Genomic DNA, 16,236 nt, shown 5'->3' on the forward strand with positions numbered 1-16,236 from the left:
TCCGCGATCACTCGCCGGCGTCGGCCGCGTTCGCCACGATCTGTCCGGCGTGGACGAAGTCGCGGTCGCGCTCGACCGGGTCGCTCTCGGGGGTGCGGGTCGCGACGTCGGCGAACCGGACCGGCAGTCCCATCCCGACGAAGAAGTTCGGGCGGTCCTGAACGTGGAAGTGGAGGTGGGGCTCGGTCGTGTTCCCCGAGTTGCCACACCGGCCGATCCGGTCGCCGCGCTCGACCCGGTCGCCGGCCGAGACCGCCACGCTCCCCCGTTTCAGGTGGGCCAGAACGCTGTACTCGCCGTCGGCGTGACGGATCGTCACGTAGTTGCCCCGGATGTCGCGCTGGCGCGGGTCGAGCCAGCCGTCGGTGCGGTGGTAGTCGCGGTGGCCGTCGCTGGCCGCGACCACCTCGCCGTCGGCGGGCGCGACGATCGGCTCGCCGAAACAGTAGTGGGCCTCGGGGCCCGACCGGTCGCCCGCGTGGGTGCGCCCCGACTCGTCGGTGATCACCAAGTCGTGGGCGTACCGCTGGGTCAAGATGCCCCACGAGTGGGAGTAGCGCCGGTCGGGACTGCCGTTGACCACCGTCCACTCGCCCTCGAACGGGAGCCGGTAGTCGACCGGGCTGTCGTGGCTGTCGGGATCGGGTAACCGACCGCGGTACCGCACGAGGATGGGGACGTGGCCCGCCAGTTGCAACAGGCTGGTCACAAACACCGCCGGCTGGAACTGGAGCAGGAACATCCCGAGATACGCCCGGACGGTCGCGGCCCGGCCGCCGGTGTCGATCCAGTCGGTCGGCGCCGGCTGGTCGTCGTCGCCGGTCGTGGCCGAAGCGACGCCTTTGACGTACGGCCACAGCCCGAACAGGAAAAACAGCATGAAGTCTTCGAGGTGTTCGAAGCGCTCGAACGCGATCGCGGGCAGTCCGATGAACCCCAGCACCGAGAGCACCGTCGGATCGGGGATTCGGCCCAACAGCCGGTCGAGTCGCTCTCGTTTGGGCTTGCGCTCGGACGCGGCGGGGTGACGCGACTCCGTCATCGTCTACTCCGATCGCCGGGATCGGGCTTCAGTGTTTGGCGAACCGTTCTTCTATTGGATTTCTGTCACTCTCGCTCGACGGACTCGACGTCGGTCGCGGTCACCCGCCCGCGGTCGTCGAGGGTGGCGCGGAGCGTCTCGTCGCCGACTCCGACCGACATCCGGAGCGTCTCGTCGCCGTCGACCCGTTCGACTGGCGCATCGGCCCGCGCGAACTCCAGTTCCCACCAGTAGCCGTCGCGTATCGACCTGCCGTGGCGGCGGTAGAGCGCCTCGACCTCGGGGTGGCCGACCAGACAGCACCCCGCCGGCACGTCGAGGGTGCTCCCGCACGCTTCACACCGGGCGCGAAAGCGATACGGCTGGCCCGCGCCGTCGGTCGGTTCGAGGCGGGTCTCGACGCTCGCGTAGCAGTCCGGGCAGGTGCCCGCCCGGATGGTCTCGACCGTCTGGTAGAGGTCGAGGGTCGCGGTCCGAACCAGCTCCCGGAGGGTGGCGCCGCTGGCGGCGTTCGGCGGCAGGCTCCAGACGAACAGCCGGTGGTCGTTCGCACACCGGACCGAGAGCACCCCGTCGTCGTAGCGTCCGACCGCCCCCGCCCCGCAGAGCTCGCAGTCGCTGTCGAGGTCGGTCGGTCCGAGGGTCGCTCGCTCGGTGTACGTGCCGGCGACGATGGCGGTCGCCACCTCGCTACCGGCGTACGTCAGCCGATAGCTTCCGTCGTCGGTCTGCTCGACGAACGGCCCGCGGAGCTTTTCGAGGTGGTACCGAAATCGACCGGAGTCCCTGACGCCGACCCGCTTTCGGAGCTCCGAGAACGCCAGCCCCGGCTCGTCGGGGTCGCTCCGGCGGTCGTCGGCGAGCGTTTCGAGCACCGCCACCCGGATCGGGTCGCCGAGCGCGGCGAACGCGGTCGCGGGCTCGATGGCCTCCTCGTCGGCGCTCATCGTGAATCGGTGCGTGGTACACCGGCCATCCGGAGAACCGTTACGGTCGACGAAGCATCACGTCGCCGACCCCAGCACCCTTCGGGCGCCGGCCCGAAGGTCGAGTATGGCAGACTCGACCGACGACGAACTCGCCGAACTCGCGGCGGACCTCCACGCCGCCCTCGAAGCGACGGCCGAACTCCCGGTCGAGGCGTCGGCGAGCCGGTGGCTCGGCGAGGCCGAAGCGGTCGCCGGCGACGCCGCGCGCGCCGCCCGCGAGGCCGACGCGGCGTCCGGAGCGGATCCGGACGGCCCCGAGGCGGTCGTCGAAGCGCGCGTCGAACAGGTCCGGATGCTCCTCTCGAACGTCGACGCGACCGGGAGCGAGGCGGCCGACCAGCGGGTCGGGACCGCCCGGGAGCTGGCCGCGGAGATCGACTCGCGGCTCTAGGCCGCCATCTCGCGGCAGGTCCGGGCACACTCCTCCAGAACGTCCGCGCAGGTCTGGCAGTGATCGTGGTCGTGCTGGCGACACTCCTCGGCGCACTCCTCGCAGGCGTCCGCGCAGGTCTCGGCGAGGTCCTCGCTATACTCGGAGTTGCGCGCCATGAACCGGGCGTGCATGCTGGCGACGTCCGCCACGTCCCGGCACAGCCGGATACACCGGGACATGTCCATCTCCTCGTCGAGACACTCGTCGGCGCACCACTCGCAGGCCTGGGTCGCCTCGAAGCAGTTGTCGATACACTCGTCCATCTCGTCGCTCACGTCGAGTTCTGACAGTGCCATCGCGGTCTCAGGCTCACGGCAGTGACCGTCTTAGGGTCTGTGGCTAGCGGATCGGACGCTGTGGGGCCGTTAGCCCCACGCAGTCGAAAGACGCCCGGCGCTCGCTTTTGGTTCCGAGACCGAACGGCCGATTCACCGAACGATCGAAGGCACAAACCGGAAAAAGGGGGACCGCCAAGGAACGGACATGGCGAACGAGATCACCGTCGAAGGGATGAGCTGTGGCGGCTGTGAGGAGACCGTCGAGGACGCGCTCGCGGACCTGCCGGGCGTTCGCGCCGCCGAGGCCGACAACGAGACCGACACCGTCGTCGTGGAGGGCGACGCCAGCGACTCGGACCTCGCGGCCGCAGTCGAGGACGCCGGCTACGAGCCAAAGCTCTGAGCCGCCCCGGCGCGTCCGCTATCGGTCACCGACACGCCGCGTGCGATCCGTGCCGAGGCGTCGACACGAGGTGGGGCGTCGGCGTCCCGTCGATGACTCGCTGTCGTATCAACACATCAATACTTATATTCGTGGGAGCCGGTCGTTCAATCACATGACCGACAACCCGAACGACTGCGGCGTCGGCATTCGCGGCGTCGCGATGGGGATCGACTCGGTGGTCTGGTTCGGACTCCTGTTCGCGGCGATCTATCCGATCGCCGCGCTCACCGGCGACATCGAGACCACCGCGACAGGGACCGACGCCGATCTCACGGGGACTCCCGCCACCGCGGCCTTCCTGCTGTGGCTCGGGCTCGGCGTCGGCTACCACACGCTGTTCGAGTGGCGCTCGGGCAAGACCCTCGGCAAGTACCTCGTCGGCATCCGGGCGGTCGACGACGACGGCTCGCCCCTGACGCTCCGGTCGGCGGCGGTGCGCAACGTCTCGCGGCTCGTCGACGTGTTGCCGCTCTTCTACGTCGTCGGGATCGTCGCGGCGCTCCTCTCGGACCGCTACAAGCGGGTGGGCGACCGACTCGCCGACACGGTGGTGGTCCGGACGTGACGGGAGTCGGTTCGCGGCGTGCCGAGACACCAACTGATAACTACGCCGGTGCTAAACTGCCGGTATGACCAGTGAACTGGCCGCGAGGTGGTCCGCGTGAGCGACGAGAAACGGGGCGGAGACTACGTCTACGAGGCGCTTTTGGACGCCGGCGTCGATCTGCTGGTCGGCATCCCGGGGACCCAGACGCTCCCGCTCGACCGGACGGTCGTCGAGCGCGACGAGATGGAGTACCTGATGGCCCGCCACGAGACCGCCGTCCCCCACATCGCGTGGGGCTACTACGAGTCGGGCGGCGGCGTCGCCGCCACGCTCACGGTCCCGGGTCCGGGCGACACGAACGCGATGCACGGCCTGAAGAACGCCTCGGAGGACTGCGTGCCGATCCTCCACGTCTCGGCCGACGTCAACCCCGAGGACCGCGGGAAGGGCCCGATCCACGAGATCGAGGCCGACACCTTCGACAACGCGGTGAAAGCGAACGTCGCCGTCGAGTCGGCGCTCGAACTCCCCGCGAAGCTGGCCGGCGGCATCGAGACCGCGCTTGAACCCCCGACCGGCCCCGTCCGGCTCGGGGTGCCGAGCCGCATCCTCGACGAGACGGTCGACGCGCCGGCCGCGACGGTCTCGCCCGAGCGGACGACGTGGGACGCCGCCGACGACGCCGCGGCCGCCGCCGACCTGCTCGCCGACGCCGACCGACCCGTGGTGTATCTCGGCGGCGGCGCCCGCCGGTCGCCGGGCGCCACCGAGGCGGTCCGCGGGCTGGTCGAGGACCTCGACGCCCCCGTGGTCGCCTCCTACAAGGGGAAGGGCGTCTTCCCGGAGGACGACGACCGCTTCCTCGGCGTGACCGGCTCGCACCTGCCCGCGGGCGCCGAGCGCGTCCTCGATCGCGCGGACGTCGTGCTCGCGCTCGGGACCGACTTCGACGGCGTGACGACCGCCCACTGGTCGCTCCCGATGGGCGAGCAACTGATTCACGTCACCCTCGACACGTCGGCGGTCGGCGCCTCCTACGAGCCTGAGGTGGCCGTCCTCTCGGACGTCGCCGACGCGGTCGACTCGATCCGCGAGGGCCTCGACGGCGCGGGCGCCGGCGGCTGGGACGGCGGCGCGGTCGGGTCCGCGGTCCGTTCGGAGTACCGCGAGACCCTCGACGCCGCGGGGCTGTTCGAGGACGGCGCGCCGCTCAACACGCCCGGCGTGATCGACGCCGTCCGCGAGTCGACGCCCCGCGAGGCGCCGGTCGCGGTCGACGTCGGCGGCTTCCGGCTGTGGGCGATGCAGGCGTTCACGGCCTACGACCCCGAGCGGTACGTCGCCGCGGGCTCGTGGGCCGGGATGGGCGTCGGCCTGCCGGCCGCTATCGGCGCGGCGTTCGCCAACCCCGACGAGCCGGTGGTCTGTCTCACCGGCGACGGCGGGCTGATGATGTGTATCCACGAGCTCCACACCGCCGCCGAGTACGACCTCGACGTGACGGTCGTGGTCTCGAACAACGCCGACTACGGCGTCATCAGCAAGTCGCCGAAGATCGAACAGTACACCGAGGGCCACCAGTTCACCTGGGGGTCGCCCGACTTCGCGACCGTCGCCGAGGGGTTCGGCTGTCGGGGCACCCGCGCGGAGTCGCTCGGCGAACTCCGCGAGGCCGGCGACGACGCGGTCGGCCGCGACGGGCCGGACCTGATCGACGTGCCGATCGAGACCGACGAGCAGTCCGCGGCCGAGGCGGCCGACTACGAGTCGACGATCGACCTGCCGTAAGCCGCGGCTCCGACCGCCGACCCGCGTTCGGTCGCCGGCCGGTCGCGCGGCCCGACCGAACCCGCACGGTTTTAGTCGGCCTCGGCCCTGTGACCGAGTATGATTTCGAGCGCTCTCGTCAGTCCAGCGGGAGGTGGGTCCCGTGTCCGACCCTGACCCAGACACCATCGTCGGCGAGTTCTTCGCGCTGAAACGCGAGACCGACGCCGACTTCCTCGTGATGCAGGTCGGGGACTTCTACGAGTTCTTCGGCGAGGACGCCGAGACCGTCGCCGACCTCCTCGATCTCAAGGTGTCTCAGAAGTCCGCCCACGGCTCGGACTACCCGATGGCGGGCGTCCCGGTCGACAAGCTCACGCCCCACCTCAAGGCGCTGGTCGAGCGTGGCTACCGGGTGGCGGTCGCCGACCAGCGCGAGACCGCCGACGGCCACGAGCGGGCGATCACGCGTGTCGTGACCCCGGGCACGCTCCTCGAAACCTCCGACGCCGACGCCCAGTATCTCGTCGCGGTCGCCCGGACCGACGCCGGCTACGGGCTGGCGTTCGCGGACGTGACGACCGGACGATTCCTCGTGACCGCGGTCGGGGACGGGGACGCCGACGACGCGGCCGACCGCGTGTTCGCCGAACTCTACCGGTTCGACCCCGTCGAGATCCTCCCCGGGCCGTCGGTCCGCAACGACGACGCCTTCCTCGATCGGGTCCGCGAGCGCACCGACGCGACCGTCTCGGTCCACCGGGCCGAGGCGTTCGCGCCCGGCCGGGCGACCCACCTGACGACCGAACAGTTCGGGCCGGAGGCCCTCGACAGCCTCGGCCTCGACGGCGGGCGCGACGACACCCCCGAGGTGCAGGCGGCGGGCGCGTTGCTCTCGTACGTCGAGGAGACCGGCACCGGCGTCGCGTCGTCGATGACCCGGCTCCGGCGCTACCGGGGCGACGACCACGTCGAACTCGATGCGACCACCCAGCGCAACCTCGAACTCACCGAGACCATGTCCGGAAGTACCGGCGGTACTTCGACACAGGGCGGCCGCGAGGGGTCGCTGTTCGCGACCATCGACCACACCGTCACGAGCCCGGGCAAGCGCCTGCTCGCGGAGTGGCTCAAGCGCCCCCGACAGGACCGCTCGACCCTCCGGACGCGCGCCGACGGCGTGGCGGCGTTCGCCGACGCCGCGCTGGCGCGCGAGGGCGTCCGAGAGTCGCTCGGCGACGCCTACGACCTCGAACGCCTCGCGAGCAAGGCCGCCTCGGGGAGCGCCGACGCCCGCGACCTCCTGCGGGTCCGCGAGACCCTCGCGCTCGTCCCGACGGTCGCCGACGCGATCGAGTCCGACCCCACACTCTCGGCGTCGCCGCTGGCCGACATCGCCGCCCGCCCCGACCGGGAGGCGGCCGCCGACCTGCGCGAGCGACTCGACGCGCTGGTCGACGACCCGCCGGCCACGATCACCGAGGGCGGGCTGTTCCGGCGAGGCCACGACGACGACCTCGACGACCTCATCGACCGCCACGAGGCGGTCGAGGAGTGGCTCGACACGCTGGCCGACCGCGAGAAGCGCGAGACCGGCATCACCCACCTCCGGGTCGACCGCAACAAGACCGACGGCTACTACATCCAGGTGGGCAACTCCGAGACCGACGCGGTGCCCGACCGCTACGACCGGCTCAAGAGCCTGAAGAACTCCGAGCGCTACACCACCGACGCGCTCGACGAGCGCGAGCGCGAGATCCTCCGGCTCGAAGAGCGCCGCGGGGACCTGGAGTACGAGCTGTTCGAGACGCTCCGGGAGGCGGTCGCGGCCCGCGCGGACCTGCTCCAGTCGGTCGGGCGCGCGCTCGCCGAACTCGACGCGCTGGCGTCGCTTTCGGTCCACGCCGTCGAGAACGACTGGGTCCGCCCCGAGCTCTGCGAGTCGGGCGGGATCGACGTCGAGGCCGGGCGCCACCCCGTCGTCGAGCGCACCACCGAGTTCGTCCCCAACGACGCGCACCTCGGCGGCGACCGGCGGTTTCTCGTGGTGACCGGCCCGAACATGTCGGGGAAGTCGACGTACATGCGGCAGGTCGCGCTCGTCGTGCTCCTCGCTCAGATCGGGAGCTTCGTGCCGGCCGCCGCGGCCGAGATCGAACCGGTCGACGGCATCTACACTCGGGTCGGCGCGCTCGACGAACTCGCGCAGGGCCGGTCGACGTTCATGGTCGAGATGCAAGAGCTGTCGAACATCCTCCACTCGGCCACCGAGGACTCGCTGGTGATCTTAGACGAGGTGGGCCGGGGCACCGCGACCTACGACGGCATCTCGATCGCGTGGGCCGCGACCGAGTACCTCCACAACGAGGTGCGCGCCAAGACCCTCTTTGCGACCCACTACCACGAGCTCACGACGCTCGCCGATCAGCTCGATCGGGTCCAGAACGTCCACGTCGCGGTCGACGGCGAGCCGCCCTCGTCCGACGGGGCGGCGTCGGGCTCGGCCGACGAGGGCGACGGCGACGTGACCTTCCTCCGGACCGTCGAGGACGGCCCGACTGACCGGTCGTACGGGATCCACGTCGCCGGACTCGCGGGTGTGCCCGACCCCGTGGTCGAGCGCTCGCGGGACGTGCTCGAGAAGCTCCGGGCCGAGGAGGCCATCGAGACCAAAGGCGGGGGGGCAGACGCCACCAAGCAGGTCGTCTTCGACGTCGGGTCGGGGCAGTTACAGACCCGCGACGACGGGGACGATGCGCCCGCGACCGAGGCCTCGGACGAGGACCCGGCCGGCGACCGGCTCGACGAGGAGACGCGGGCGGTCCTCGACGAGCTGTCGGGCGTGGACCTGACCGGGACCTCGCCGGTCGAGCTCATGAACCGGGTCCAGGCGTGGAAGGAGCGACTCGACGAGTGAGCGCGGCTCGCGGGCGACACTCGACGGGCGCGACCGAGCCGCGACGCCGCCGCCCGGCGCCTCGCTCACTCGCCGGACTCGCCGACCGCGTCGAGGTCGTACGCGCCGGGGTACTCGGGGGCTTTCTCGCCGGCCTTGCCGCTCCACTCCGCGACATCGAGTCGGTAGACGGCGGTCCGGTCGATCGACGCCTCGGTCATCTCCTCGTAGTCCTCTCCGGGGGTCAGGTGGGGCGCGAACTTCGCCATGAACCGTTCGAGGACCGCCCGCTTTGCCGCCGGGTCCGAGACCAGTCCGACGGTGCCGTACGCGACGACGCTGGTGTACTCGACCGTGAAGTTGACCGGCTCGTCGGCCGGGATGAATCGCCCCGTCTCGCTGGTCGTAAAGCAGGCCGCCACGTCCTCGCCGTCCGCGACGATGCCGTGGGCGCGGCCGTCCCGCGCCCCGTGGAAGAAGATCGCGCCCGCCGTCTCGTCGTAGACGAACAGCTGGGTCACGAGGTGCGGTTCGCCGTCGTCGACCAGTCCGAGGACGCCGGATCGCTGGTCGTCGAGAAAGGCGGCGATCTCCTCGTCGTCGTCGACGGCCTTCCCCTGATACCGAATCGCGTCCGAGACGTTCTCTGGCGTGCGCTCGTCCATGCCACCGAGTAGCGCGACCGGATATCTAAACGTTCTGGTGGATTCGGCCCGTCGGGGCTACTCCGGGAAGATCCGCTGGGGGAGGTACGCCGAAACGACCCAGTTTGGCTTGTCGACGACCTCGTTGATCTTGAGGTCGACGATCGCCGAGCACAGCAGGTACGCCTCCGCGCCGGTCAGCTCGCGGTTCTCGCGGAGGTGATCGATCATGGCGCCGACCGCCTCCTTGGTCGCGTCCATCAGGTCGTCGCTGATGCCGGTCGTACCGTACGCCGGCTCGCCGGCGCCGTGGGCCGAGTAGGGACCGGTCGTCTCGAAGGTCGGCCGATCGACCGACCGGTCGGACCCGAGCCGGAGTCGGGCGGTCACCGTCATCGGCGCCTCGATGCCCGTGACACAGACCTCGCCGTCGCCCTGCGCGCCGTGGCAGTCGCCGACGCTGAACAGCGCGCCCGCGACCTCGACCGGCAGGTAGAGCGTCGAACCCGCGGTCAGGTGCTTCACGTCGAGGTTCCCGCCGACCCGGCGGGGCGGCGTGGTGCTGTGCGAGCCGTCCTCGCCGGGCGCGACTCCGAGGTTTCCCGGGAAGGGGTCGAGGGGAACCTCGATCCCGTTCGCGAAGCGGCCCACGGCGCCGTCGAGGTCCCAGACGTGGAGGCCGGCGTCCGGGAACTCCTCGGAGAGCAGTCCCCACTCCTCCGCGCCGGGGTAGAAGTACGAGTAGCCGATCCCCTCGTGTTCGAGGTCGAGCAGGTCGACCGCGAGCGTGTCGTCCGGCCGTGCGCCCTCGACCGCGACCGGGCCGGTCAGCGGGTGGCCGCCCCCGACGTCGACCATCTCGACCACGTCCGCGACGGTCGAGTCCTCGTCGAGGTAGCCGTCGGTGGCGTCCCGACAGTCGAACTCCACGACCGCCCCCGGTTCGACCGTCCGCACGGGGTCGTGGTCGTTGTCCCACGTCTGATGGACGTTGTCGTCGCTGGCGTCGATTCGGTAGTCCGGCGTGGCTGACATGGCGATGCACGTCACTCCGTGGCACAGCGGCTTAAACGTGGAGAACGCGGAACCGTGGATTGATAGTCGCCACCTCCGTGGTTGGGCGCATGACGGACGGTACCGACGGCTCGCGTCGGCGCGACGCGGCCGATCCGCGACACGGGAGGGCGAGGCCGTGAGCGACCGCATCGCGAAGCTCGACGACGCGACGATCCGGAAGATCGCGGCCGGCGAAGTGGTCGAGCGCCCCGCCTCGGTGGTGAAAGAGCTGGTCGAGAACAGCCTCGACGCCGACGCCGACCGCATCGACGTGACCGTCGAGGCCGGCGGCACCGACCGGGTCGTCGTCAGCGACGACGGCGTCGGGATGAGCGAGACCGACCTCCGGACCGCGGTCGAAGAACACACCACGAGCAAGATCAGCGACGCCGAGGACCTCGACTCGGGCGTGACGACGCTGGGGTTCCGCGGCGAGGCGCTCCACACCATCGGGGCGGTCGCCAGAGTGACCATCACCTCTAAGCCCCGGGGCGGCGACCGCGCGACCGAGCTCCGACTGGAGGACGGCGAGGTCGAGTCGGTCGGTCCCGCGGGTCGGCCCGAGGGCACCACCGTCGAGGTCGCGGACCTCTTCTACAACACGCCCGCCCGCCGGAAGTACCTCAAGACCGAGACCACGGAGTTCTCCCACGTCAACACGGTCGTGACGCGCTACGCGCTTGCGAACCCCGACGTGGCCGTCTCGCTGACCCACGACGACCGCGAGGTGTTCGCCACCTCGGGCCGCGGGGACCTCCAGTCGGCGCTCCTGTCGGTGTACGGCCGGGAGGTCGCCACGTCGATGATTCGGGTCGAGGGCGAGGCGGCCGGCGACGGCGTGTCGGTCTCGGGCTACGTCAGCGACCCCGAGACTACCCGGAGCACCCGCGAGTACCTCTCGACCTACGTCAACGGCCGGTACGTGAGTTCGGCGACCGTCCGGGACGCCGTGCTCTCGGCGTACGGCGGCCAGCTCTCGGCCGAACGGTACCCCTTCGCGGTCCTGTTCGTCGAGGTCCCGCCGGGCGAGGTCGACGTCAACGTCCATCCCAGAAAAATGGAGTGTCGCTGGGAGCACGAGCAGGCGGTCCGGGACGCGGTCGAGGCCGCGGTCGAATCGGCGCTACTCGACGCCGGCCTCGTCCGGTCGTCGGCGCCCCGCGGGGCGAGCGCCCCCGAGGAGGCGAGCGTCGATCCCGAACCGGACGCCGGCGAGCAGGCCGAACTGACCGAGCGGGGGGTCGCCGCCGACCGCGAGCAGTCGACGCTCGACGGGTCCGACCGGTCGGACGGGTCGGCCCGCGGGACCGCCGACGGGCCGGCCCAAGCGGCCCGCGGGACCGCCGAAGCGACGGCCGACACCGCCGAGGAGACCGCGACGGCCGCCACCGAGGAGCGTTCGCGCGCGTCCGCGGAGTCGCCCGTTGAGTCCGGGACAGGGTCGTCCGCGAATGACCCCGCAGGCCGGCCCGCGGCCTCCCAATCGAGTGTGGAGGGGGCCGAATCGGGCGCGAGCGGTTCGGTGGACGGTCCCGGCTCGTCGGCGGACGCTTCGACCGCGCCGACTCGCGGCGCCGGGGGCGACGCCGCCCGCCGCGACCGCCCGGACGACGCCGACGGGTCGTCCGACGACGCCGTCGGTTCGACCACCGCCGAACCGGACGCGACCGGCGACCGGAAGTTCGCCGGCTCGACCGACGCGGCGACACTCGACGGCGCGTCGCCCGACGATCCCGAGTTCGAGACCCTGCCGCGGATGCGGGTGCTCGGCCAACTCCACGACACTTACGTCGTCGCCGAGACGTCCGACGGGCTGGTGCTCGTCGATCAGCACGCCGCCGACGAGCGCATCAACTACGAGCGGCTCGTCGCCGAGTTCGAGGACGACGCGACCACCCAGATGCTGGCCGAACCGGTCGAGCTCGAACTCACCGCGGGCGAGGCCGCGGTGTTCGACGACCACCGCGAGGCGCTCGAACGGCTCGGGTTCCGGGCCGAGCGCGCGGACGGCGAGCGCACCGTCCGCGTCCGGACCGCGCCGACCGTCCTCGACGCCACGCTGGAGCCCGCGCTCCTCCGGGACGCGCTGGGGGAGTTCGTCTCGACCGACGCCGCCGACCGCGGCGACACCGTCGAGGCGGTCGCCGACGACTTGCTGGCGGATCTGGCGTGTTACCCGTCGATCACCGGAAACACGTCGCTCCGCGAGGGATCTGTCGTCGAACTGCTCTCGGCGCTCGACGACTGCGAGAACCCTTACGCCTGCCCGCACGGCCGGCCCGTGCTCATCGAGTTTTCGGAGGCGGAGATCGAAGACCGGTTCGAGCGCGACTACCCCGGCCACGCGGGCCGGCGCGCGGAGTAGTCCGGCGCCGCTACGCGCTCTCGGACGCCGCCGCGATGGCCTGATCGAGGTCCGCGACGATGTCCTCGACGTCTTCGATGCCTACCGACAGCCGGACGAGGTCGGGCGTGGTGCCGCTCGCGAGCTGTTCTTCCTCGGTGAGCTGTTGGTGGGTTGTGCTCGCGGGGTGGATGATCAGGGTCTTGGCGTCGCCGACGTTCGCGAGCAGGCTCGCGAGTTCGGTCTCCTCGGTGACCGCGCGACCGGCCTCGTAGCCGCCCTCCAGCCCGAAGGTGATCATGCCGCCGTAGCCGCCCTCCAGGTACTCGCTGGCGTTGTCGTGGGTCTCGTGGCTCTCCAGCCCGGGGTAGTTGACCCACGCCACGTCGTCGTGGTCTTCGAGGTACTCCGCGACCGCCAGTGCGTTCTCGGAGTGGCGCTCGACTCTGAGCGGTAGGCTCTCCATCTTCTGGAGGGTGACCCACGCGTCGAACGGCGACTGCTGATTGCCGAGGTCGCGCAGACCGCGGGCGCGGGCGGTGTAGGCGAACGCGGCGTCGCCGAACCGCTCGCGGAAGTTCACGCCGTGGTAGGCCGGGTTCTCCTCGGCGATCTCGGGGTAGTCGGCCTCTTCCCACGGGAAGTTCCCGCCGTCGACGAGCGCCCCGCCGACCGTCGAGCCGCTACCGTGGATCCACTTGGTGGTCGAGTGCCAGACGATGTCGGCGCCGTGTTCGATCGGGTTGCAGAGGTACGGCGTCGCGAACGTGTTGTCGACCACCAGCGGCACGTCGTGGTCGTGGGCGATGTCGGCGACCCGCTCGATGTCGGGCGTGACCAGCGCGGGGTTGCCGACGGTTTCGAGGTGGACGTACGCGGTGTCCTCGTCGATGGCCTCGTCGTAGGCGTCGTAGTCGAGGGTGTCGACGAACTTCGCCTCGATCCCCCGCCGGGGCGCGGTGTGGGTGAAGTAGGTGTAGGTGCCGCCGTACAGCGACGAGGCGGTGACGACGTTGTCGCCCTGCTCGGCGAGCACGAAGGTGGCGAGGTTGAGCGCGCCCATTCCGCTCGCGGTCGCCAGCCCCGCGACCCCGCCTTCGAGGGTGGCGAGTCGCTCCTCTAAGGTCGCGTTCGTGGGGTTCATGATGCGGCTGTAGATGTTGCCCGGCTCTTCGAGCGCGAACAGCGACGCGGCGTGCTCGGCGTCGTCGAAGACGTACGAGGTGGTCTGGTAGATCGGCGGCGCGCGCGCGCCGGTCGCCGAGTCGGGCTCTTGGCCGGCGTGGACGCTCTCGGTGTGGAAACTGCGGTCGTCGGAGTCGGTCATGACGGTCGGAGACACGCACGCCGACCGCTTATGTCGGCGGGTGTCAGCAAGTACTGCGGTTCGGACGCGGTATCGGCAATTGTCACCGCCGATCGGCTCGGACGACGGGACCCCGATCGCGACGCCGGCGACCGAGTCCGTTATGGCCCGCGGCCACGACGCCCGACACATGACCGACCTCGTGACGTTCGGAGAGACGATGCTTCGACTCTCGCCCCCGCGGGGCGAGCGCCTCGAAACCGCGACCGACCTCGAATTCCGGGCCGCCGGCGCCGAGAGCAACGTCGCGGTCGCGGCGAGCCGGCTCGATGCGGACGCCGTCTGGACCTCGAAGCTCCCCGACTCGCCGCTCGGCCGGCGCGTGGTCGCGGGCCTGCGGCGCCACGGCGTCGAAACCGACGTCGTCTGGAGCGACGAGGGCCGACAGGGGACCTACTACCTCGAACACGCCGGCACGCCCCGCGGGACGAACGTCGTCTACGACCGCGAGGGCGCGGCGGTCACCACCGCCGAGTTCGCGGAGTTGCCGGTTTCGCGGGTCGAAGACGCCGAGTACGTCTACACCAGCGGCATCACGCCCGCCCTCTCGGAGACGCTCGAAGCGACCACGGCCGAGTTGCTCGCGGCCGCGAGCGACGCCGGCGCGACCACCGCGTTCGACGTGAACTACCGGGGGAAGCTCTGGTCGCCGGCGGCGGCCCGCGAGAGCCTCGAAGCGCTGTTCCCCGACGTCGACGTGCTCGTGACCGCCGAGCGCGACGCCCGGGAGGTGCTCGCCAGGACGGGCGACGCCGGAGCGATCGCGGCCGGGCTCGCCGAGGAGTTCGGCTTCGAGACGGTCGTCGTCACCCGCGGGGAGGACGGCGCGCTCGCTCGCCACGACGGCGCGGTCCACGAGCAGGCCGCCTTCGAGACCGACACCCTCGACCCCATCGGGACCGGCGACGCCTTCGTCGGGGCGTTCCTCGCCCGCCGGCTCGCGGGCGACGGCGTGGCGACCGCCATGGAGTACGGCGCGGCGACCGCCGCGCTCAAGCGCACCATCCCCGGCGACGTGGCGGTCGTGACGCGCGAGGAGGTCGAGCGCGTGCTCGCGGAGGGAGGCGAGGAGATCAAGCGGTAGCTCCTCGCGGTGATCCGGAACGCGGTCCCGCGGTTCGGGCCGGCCGCAGACCCGCGTCCGCCCGGAGGCCAGAAAGCGTATAAGGTGACGATCGCTCACGCCCGATCGGAATGACACGACTCGCGATCGCCCTGCTGGTCCTCGTCGCCGCGGCGACCGCCGCGCCGATCGCGGCCGGCCAATCGTCGACCCGAACGTACGCCGGCACGCACGTCTCGTTCGACACCGCCGACGGCGCGGTGATCGACTACGCGGTCGACGGCGAACCGATGCTCGACGCCGTGCGCGTCGAGTCACGTCGCGACGTCGAGGACGGCGCGCTCGTCGACGCCGGCGCGTCGCTGTCGGCGGTGACCCGGATCGACGGGGCGGCGCTCGACCTCGAAGCCGACGCCGGGACCGGGGCTCGTCTCGCGGTCGGGAACGGCGCGACGGTGACCGCCCACGACGGCGGCCACGGCGTCCTCCTCGTCGAGTCGGGCGACCGGTCCGACTACGTGGTCGCGGACCTCCCGGCGGGCGCGACCGCCTCGGCCGAGAGCGACTCGCGGGTCGCGGTCACCACCGCCGACGGCACGAACGCCACCGTCCTCGTCGTCGGCGAGGGCACCCTCACGGTCAACGACGACGGCGGCGTGACCGCCCGCCTCGGCGAGGACGGCCGGCTCGCGTTCCGATCGTACCCGGCCGGCACGGACGCCGGCGACGACCGACAGGAGCGACTCATCGCCGACGGGCGGGCCGCCGCCGAGACCTACGTCGCGTCGGCCGGCGCCGACCCCGCGATCGGTGCCGTGACCTACGATCGGAACACCACCGTCGAGGCCGCCGACGCGACCGACAGCGCGGTGACCGTCACGGTGACTCGGACGCCCGACGGGGGGACGGTGTTGCTCACCGGCCTTCCCGGACGGGCGCCGGACGCGACCGACGACCTGACCGTGACGGTGGACGGCGAGGCCGCCGCCGAGGCCGCCGCGTACACCCAACTGGAGAGCGCGCTCGGGAGCGAGCAGTCCCGGTACATGGTCGAGAGCGGCGCCGAGGCGTCGGCCGGCGCCGACGTGGTGGTCGCGGTCAATCGCTTCTCGGCGCGGACGGTCACGGTGGCGTCGGACGACGCGGCCGACGGCGTCGCGACGGCCGGAGCCGACGCCGCGAACGGGGAGCCGTCGACCGGGACCGCCACCGACGGCACGGACGCCGACGCCACCGCGCCCGGCGGCGACGGCGGCGTCCCCGGGTTCACCGCGACGACCGCGGCCGTCGCGCTCGCGGGGGCCGCGCTCGTCGCCCGGCGCCGATAGCTCGGGGTCGGCGCCGGTCGGAGCGCCGCGGGCCGAAC

Annotated in this window: 14 protein-coding genes; 8 read left to right on the top strand and 6 right to left on the bottom strand. The window is 71.6% G+C overall.

The genetic code is table 11. The features are described from left to right. Positions 1-7: 7 nt before the first annotated feature. Both EPL04_RS01760 and EPL04_RS01765 read right to left on the bottom strand, forming a co-directional pair. Entirely contained in the window at positions 8-1,042 is a 1,035-nt protein-coding gene (locus tag EPL04_RS01760) for a M23 family metallopeptidase (protein WP_134668839.1), read from the bottom strand. A gap of 65 nt (positions 1,043-1,107) precedes the next feature. Then, positions 1,108-1,989 (bottom strand): ArsR/SmtB family transcription factor, encoded by an 882-nt coding sequence (locus EPL04_RS01765; protein ID WP_134668841.1) that lies wholly within the window; start codon positions 1,987-1,989, stop codon positions 1,108-1,110. Between the two features lie 106 nt (positions 1,990-2,095). Between EPL04_RS01765 and EPL04_RS01770 the strand changes: the two genes are divergently transcribed. After that, positions 2,096-2,422, top strand: coding sequence for a hypothetical protein (locus tag EPL04_RS01770; protein WP_134668843.1), 327 nt, complete (start codon positions 2,096-2,098; stop codon positions 2,420-2,422). On the opposite strand, the gene EPL04_RS01775 is transcribed toward EPL04_RS01770, so the two are convergent. Then, positions 2,419-2,760 carry a four-helix bundle copper-binding protein gene (locus tag EPL04_RS01775; RefSeq protein ID WP_134668845.1) on the bottom strand — a complete coding sequence of 114 codons (342 nt, stop codon included), beginning with the start codon at positions 2,758-2,760 and terminating at the stop codon, positions 2,419-2,421. The genes EPL04_RS01770 and EPL04_RS01775 overlap by 4 nt on opposite strands. A 187-nt stretch (positions 2,761-2,947) precedes the next feature. Between EPL04_RS01775 and EPL04_RS01780 the strand changes: the two genes are divergently transcribed. The 4 genes from EPL04_RS01780 to mutS all read left to right on the top strand — a co-directional run bounded on the left by EPL04_RS01780 (position 2,948) and on the right by mutS (position 8,418). After that, positions 2,948-3,145, top strand: a complete 198-nt coding sequence (locus EPL04_RS01780; protein ID WP_134668846.1) for a heavy-metal-associated domain-containing protein — start codon at positions 2,948-2,950, stop codon at positions 3,143-3,145. A gap of 154 nt (positions 3,146-3,299) precedes the next feature. After that, positions 3,300-3,752 carry an RDD family protein gene (locus EPL04_RS01785; protein WP_134668848.1) on the top strand — a complete coding sequence of 151 codons (453 nt, stop codon included), beginning with the start codon at positions 3,300-3,302 and terminating at the stop codon, positions 3,750-3,752. A 96-nt stretch (positions 3,753-3,848) separates the two neighbouring features. Then, complete coding sequence (locus EPL04_RS01790; RefSeq protein WP_209019538.1) at positions 3,849-5,522, top strand: thiamine pyrophosphate-binding protein; 1,674 nt, start codon at positions 3,849-3,851, stop codon at positions 5,520-5,522. Positions 5,523-5,664: 142 nt separating this feature from the next. Further along, positions 5,665-8,418, top strand: coding sequence for a DNA mismatch repair protein MutS (gene mutS, locus EPL04_RS01795; protein WP_134668852.1), 2,754 nt, complete (start codon positions 5,665-5,667; stop codon positions 8,416-8,418). A gap of 65 nt (positions 8,419-8,483) precedes the next feature. On the opposite strand, the gene EPL04_RS01800 is transcribed toward mutS, so the two are convergent. Next, positions 8,484-9,062, bottom strand: coding sequence for a pyridoxamine 5'-phosphate oxidase family protein (locus EPL04_RS01800; RefSeq protein ID WP_134668854.1), 579 nt, complete (start codon positions 9,060-9,062; stop codon positions 8,484-8,486). Positions 9,063-9,119: 57 nt separating this feature from the next. Beyond that, positions 9,120-10,076 carry an acetamidase/formamidase family protein gene (locus EPL04_RS01805; RefSeq protein WP_134668855.1) on the bottom strand — a complete coding sequence of 319 codons (957 nt, stop codon included), beginning with the start codon at positions 10,074-10,076 and terminating at the stop codon, positions 9,120-9,122. A 157-nt stretch (positions 10,077-10,233) separates the two neighbouring features. Between EPL04_RS01805 and mutL the strand changes: the two genes are divergently transcribed. Further along, the gene (gene mutL / locus EPL04_RS01810) at positions 10,234-12,462 is read left to right on the top strand and encodes a DNA mismatch repair endonuclease MutL (RefSeq protein WP_209019539.1); all 2,229 of its coding nucleotides are present in this window, start codon (positions 10,234-10,236) and stop codon (positions 12,460-12,462) included. A 10-nt stretch (positions 12,463-12,472) separates the two neighbouring features. Here the strand turns inward: mutL and EPL04_RS01815 are convergent, their stop codons facing one another. Next, the gene (locus EPL04_RS01815; RefSeq protein ID WP_134668857.1) at positions 12,473-13,768 is read right to left on the bottom strand and encodes an O-acetylhomoserine aminocarboxypropyltransferase/cysteine synthase family protein; all 1,296 of its coding nucleotides are present in this window, start codon (positions 13,766-13,768) and stop codon (positions 12,473-12,475) included. Between the two features lie 169 nt (positions 13,769-13,937). Between EPL04_RS01815 and kdgK1 the strand changes: the two genes are divergently transcribed. Next, entirely contained in the window at positions 13,938-14,891 is a 954-nt protein-coding gene (gene kdgK1, locus EPL04_RS01820) for a bifunctional 2-dehydro-3-deoxygluconokinase/2-dehydro-3-deoxygalactonokinase (protein WP_134668859.1), read from the top strand. Between the two features lie 110 nt (positions 14,892-15,001). Further along, positions 15,002-16,198 (top strand): PGF-CTERM sorting domain-containing protein, encoded by a 1,197-nt coding sequence (locus EPL04_RS01825; RefSeq protein ID WP_134668861.1) that lies wholly within the window; start codon positions 15,002-15,004, stop codon positions 16,196-16,198. Positions 16,199-16,236 lie beyond the last annotated feature (38 nt).

The organism is Halorussus marinus, from assembly GCF_004521895.1.
GTDB classification, from domain to species: Archaea; Halobacteriota; Halobacteria; order Halobacteriales; family Haladaptataceae; genus Halorussus; species Halorussus marinus.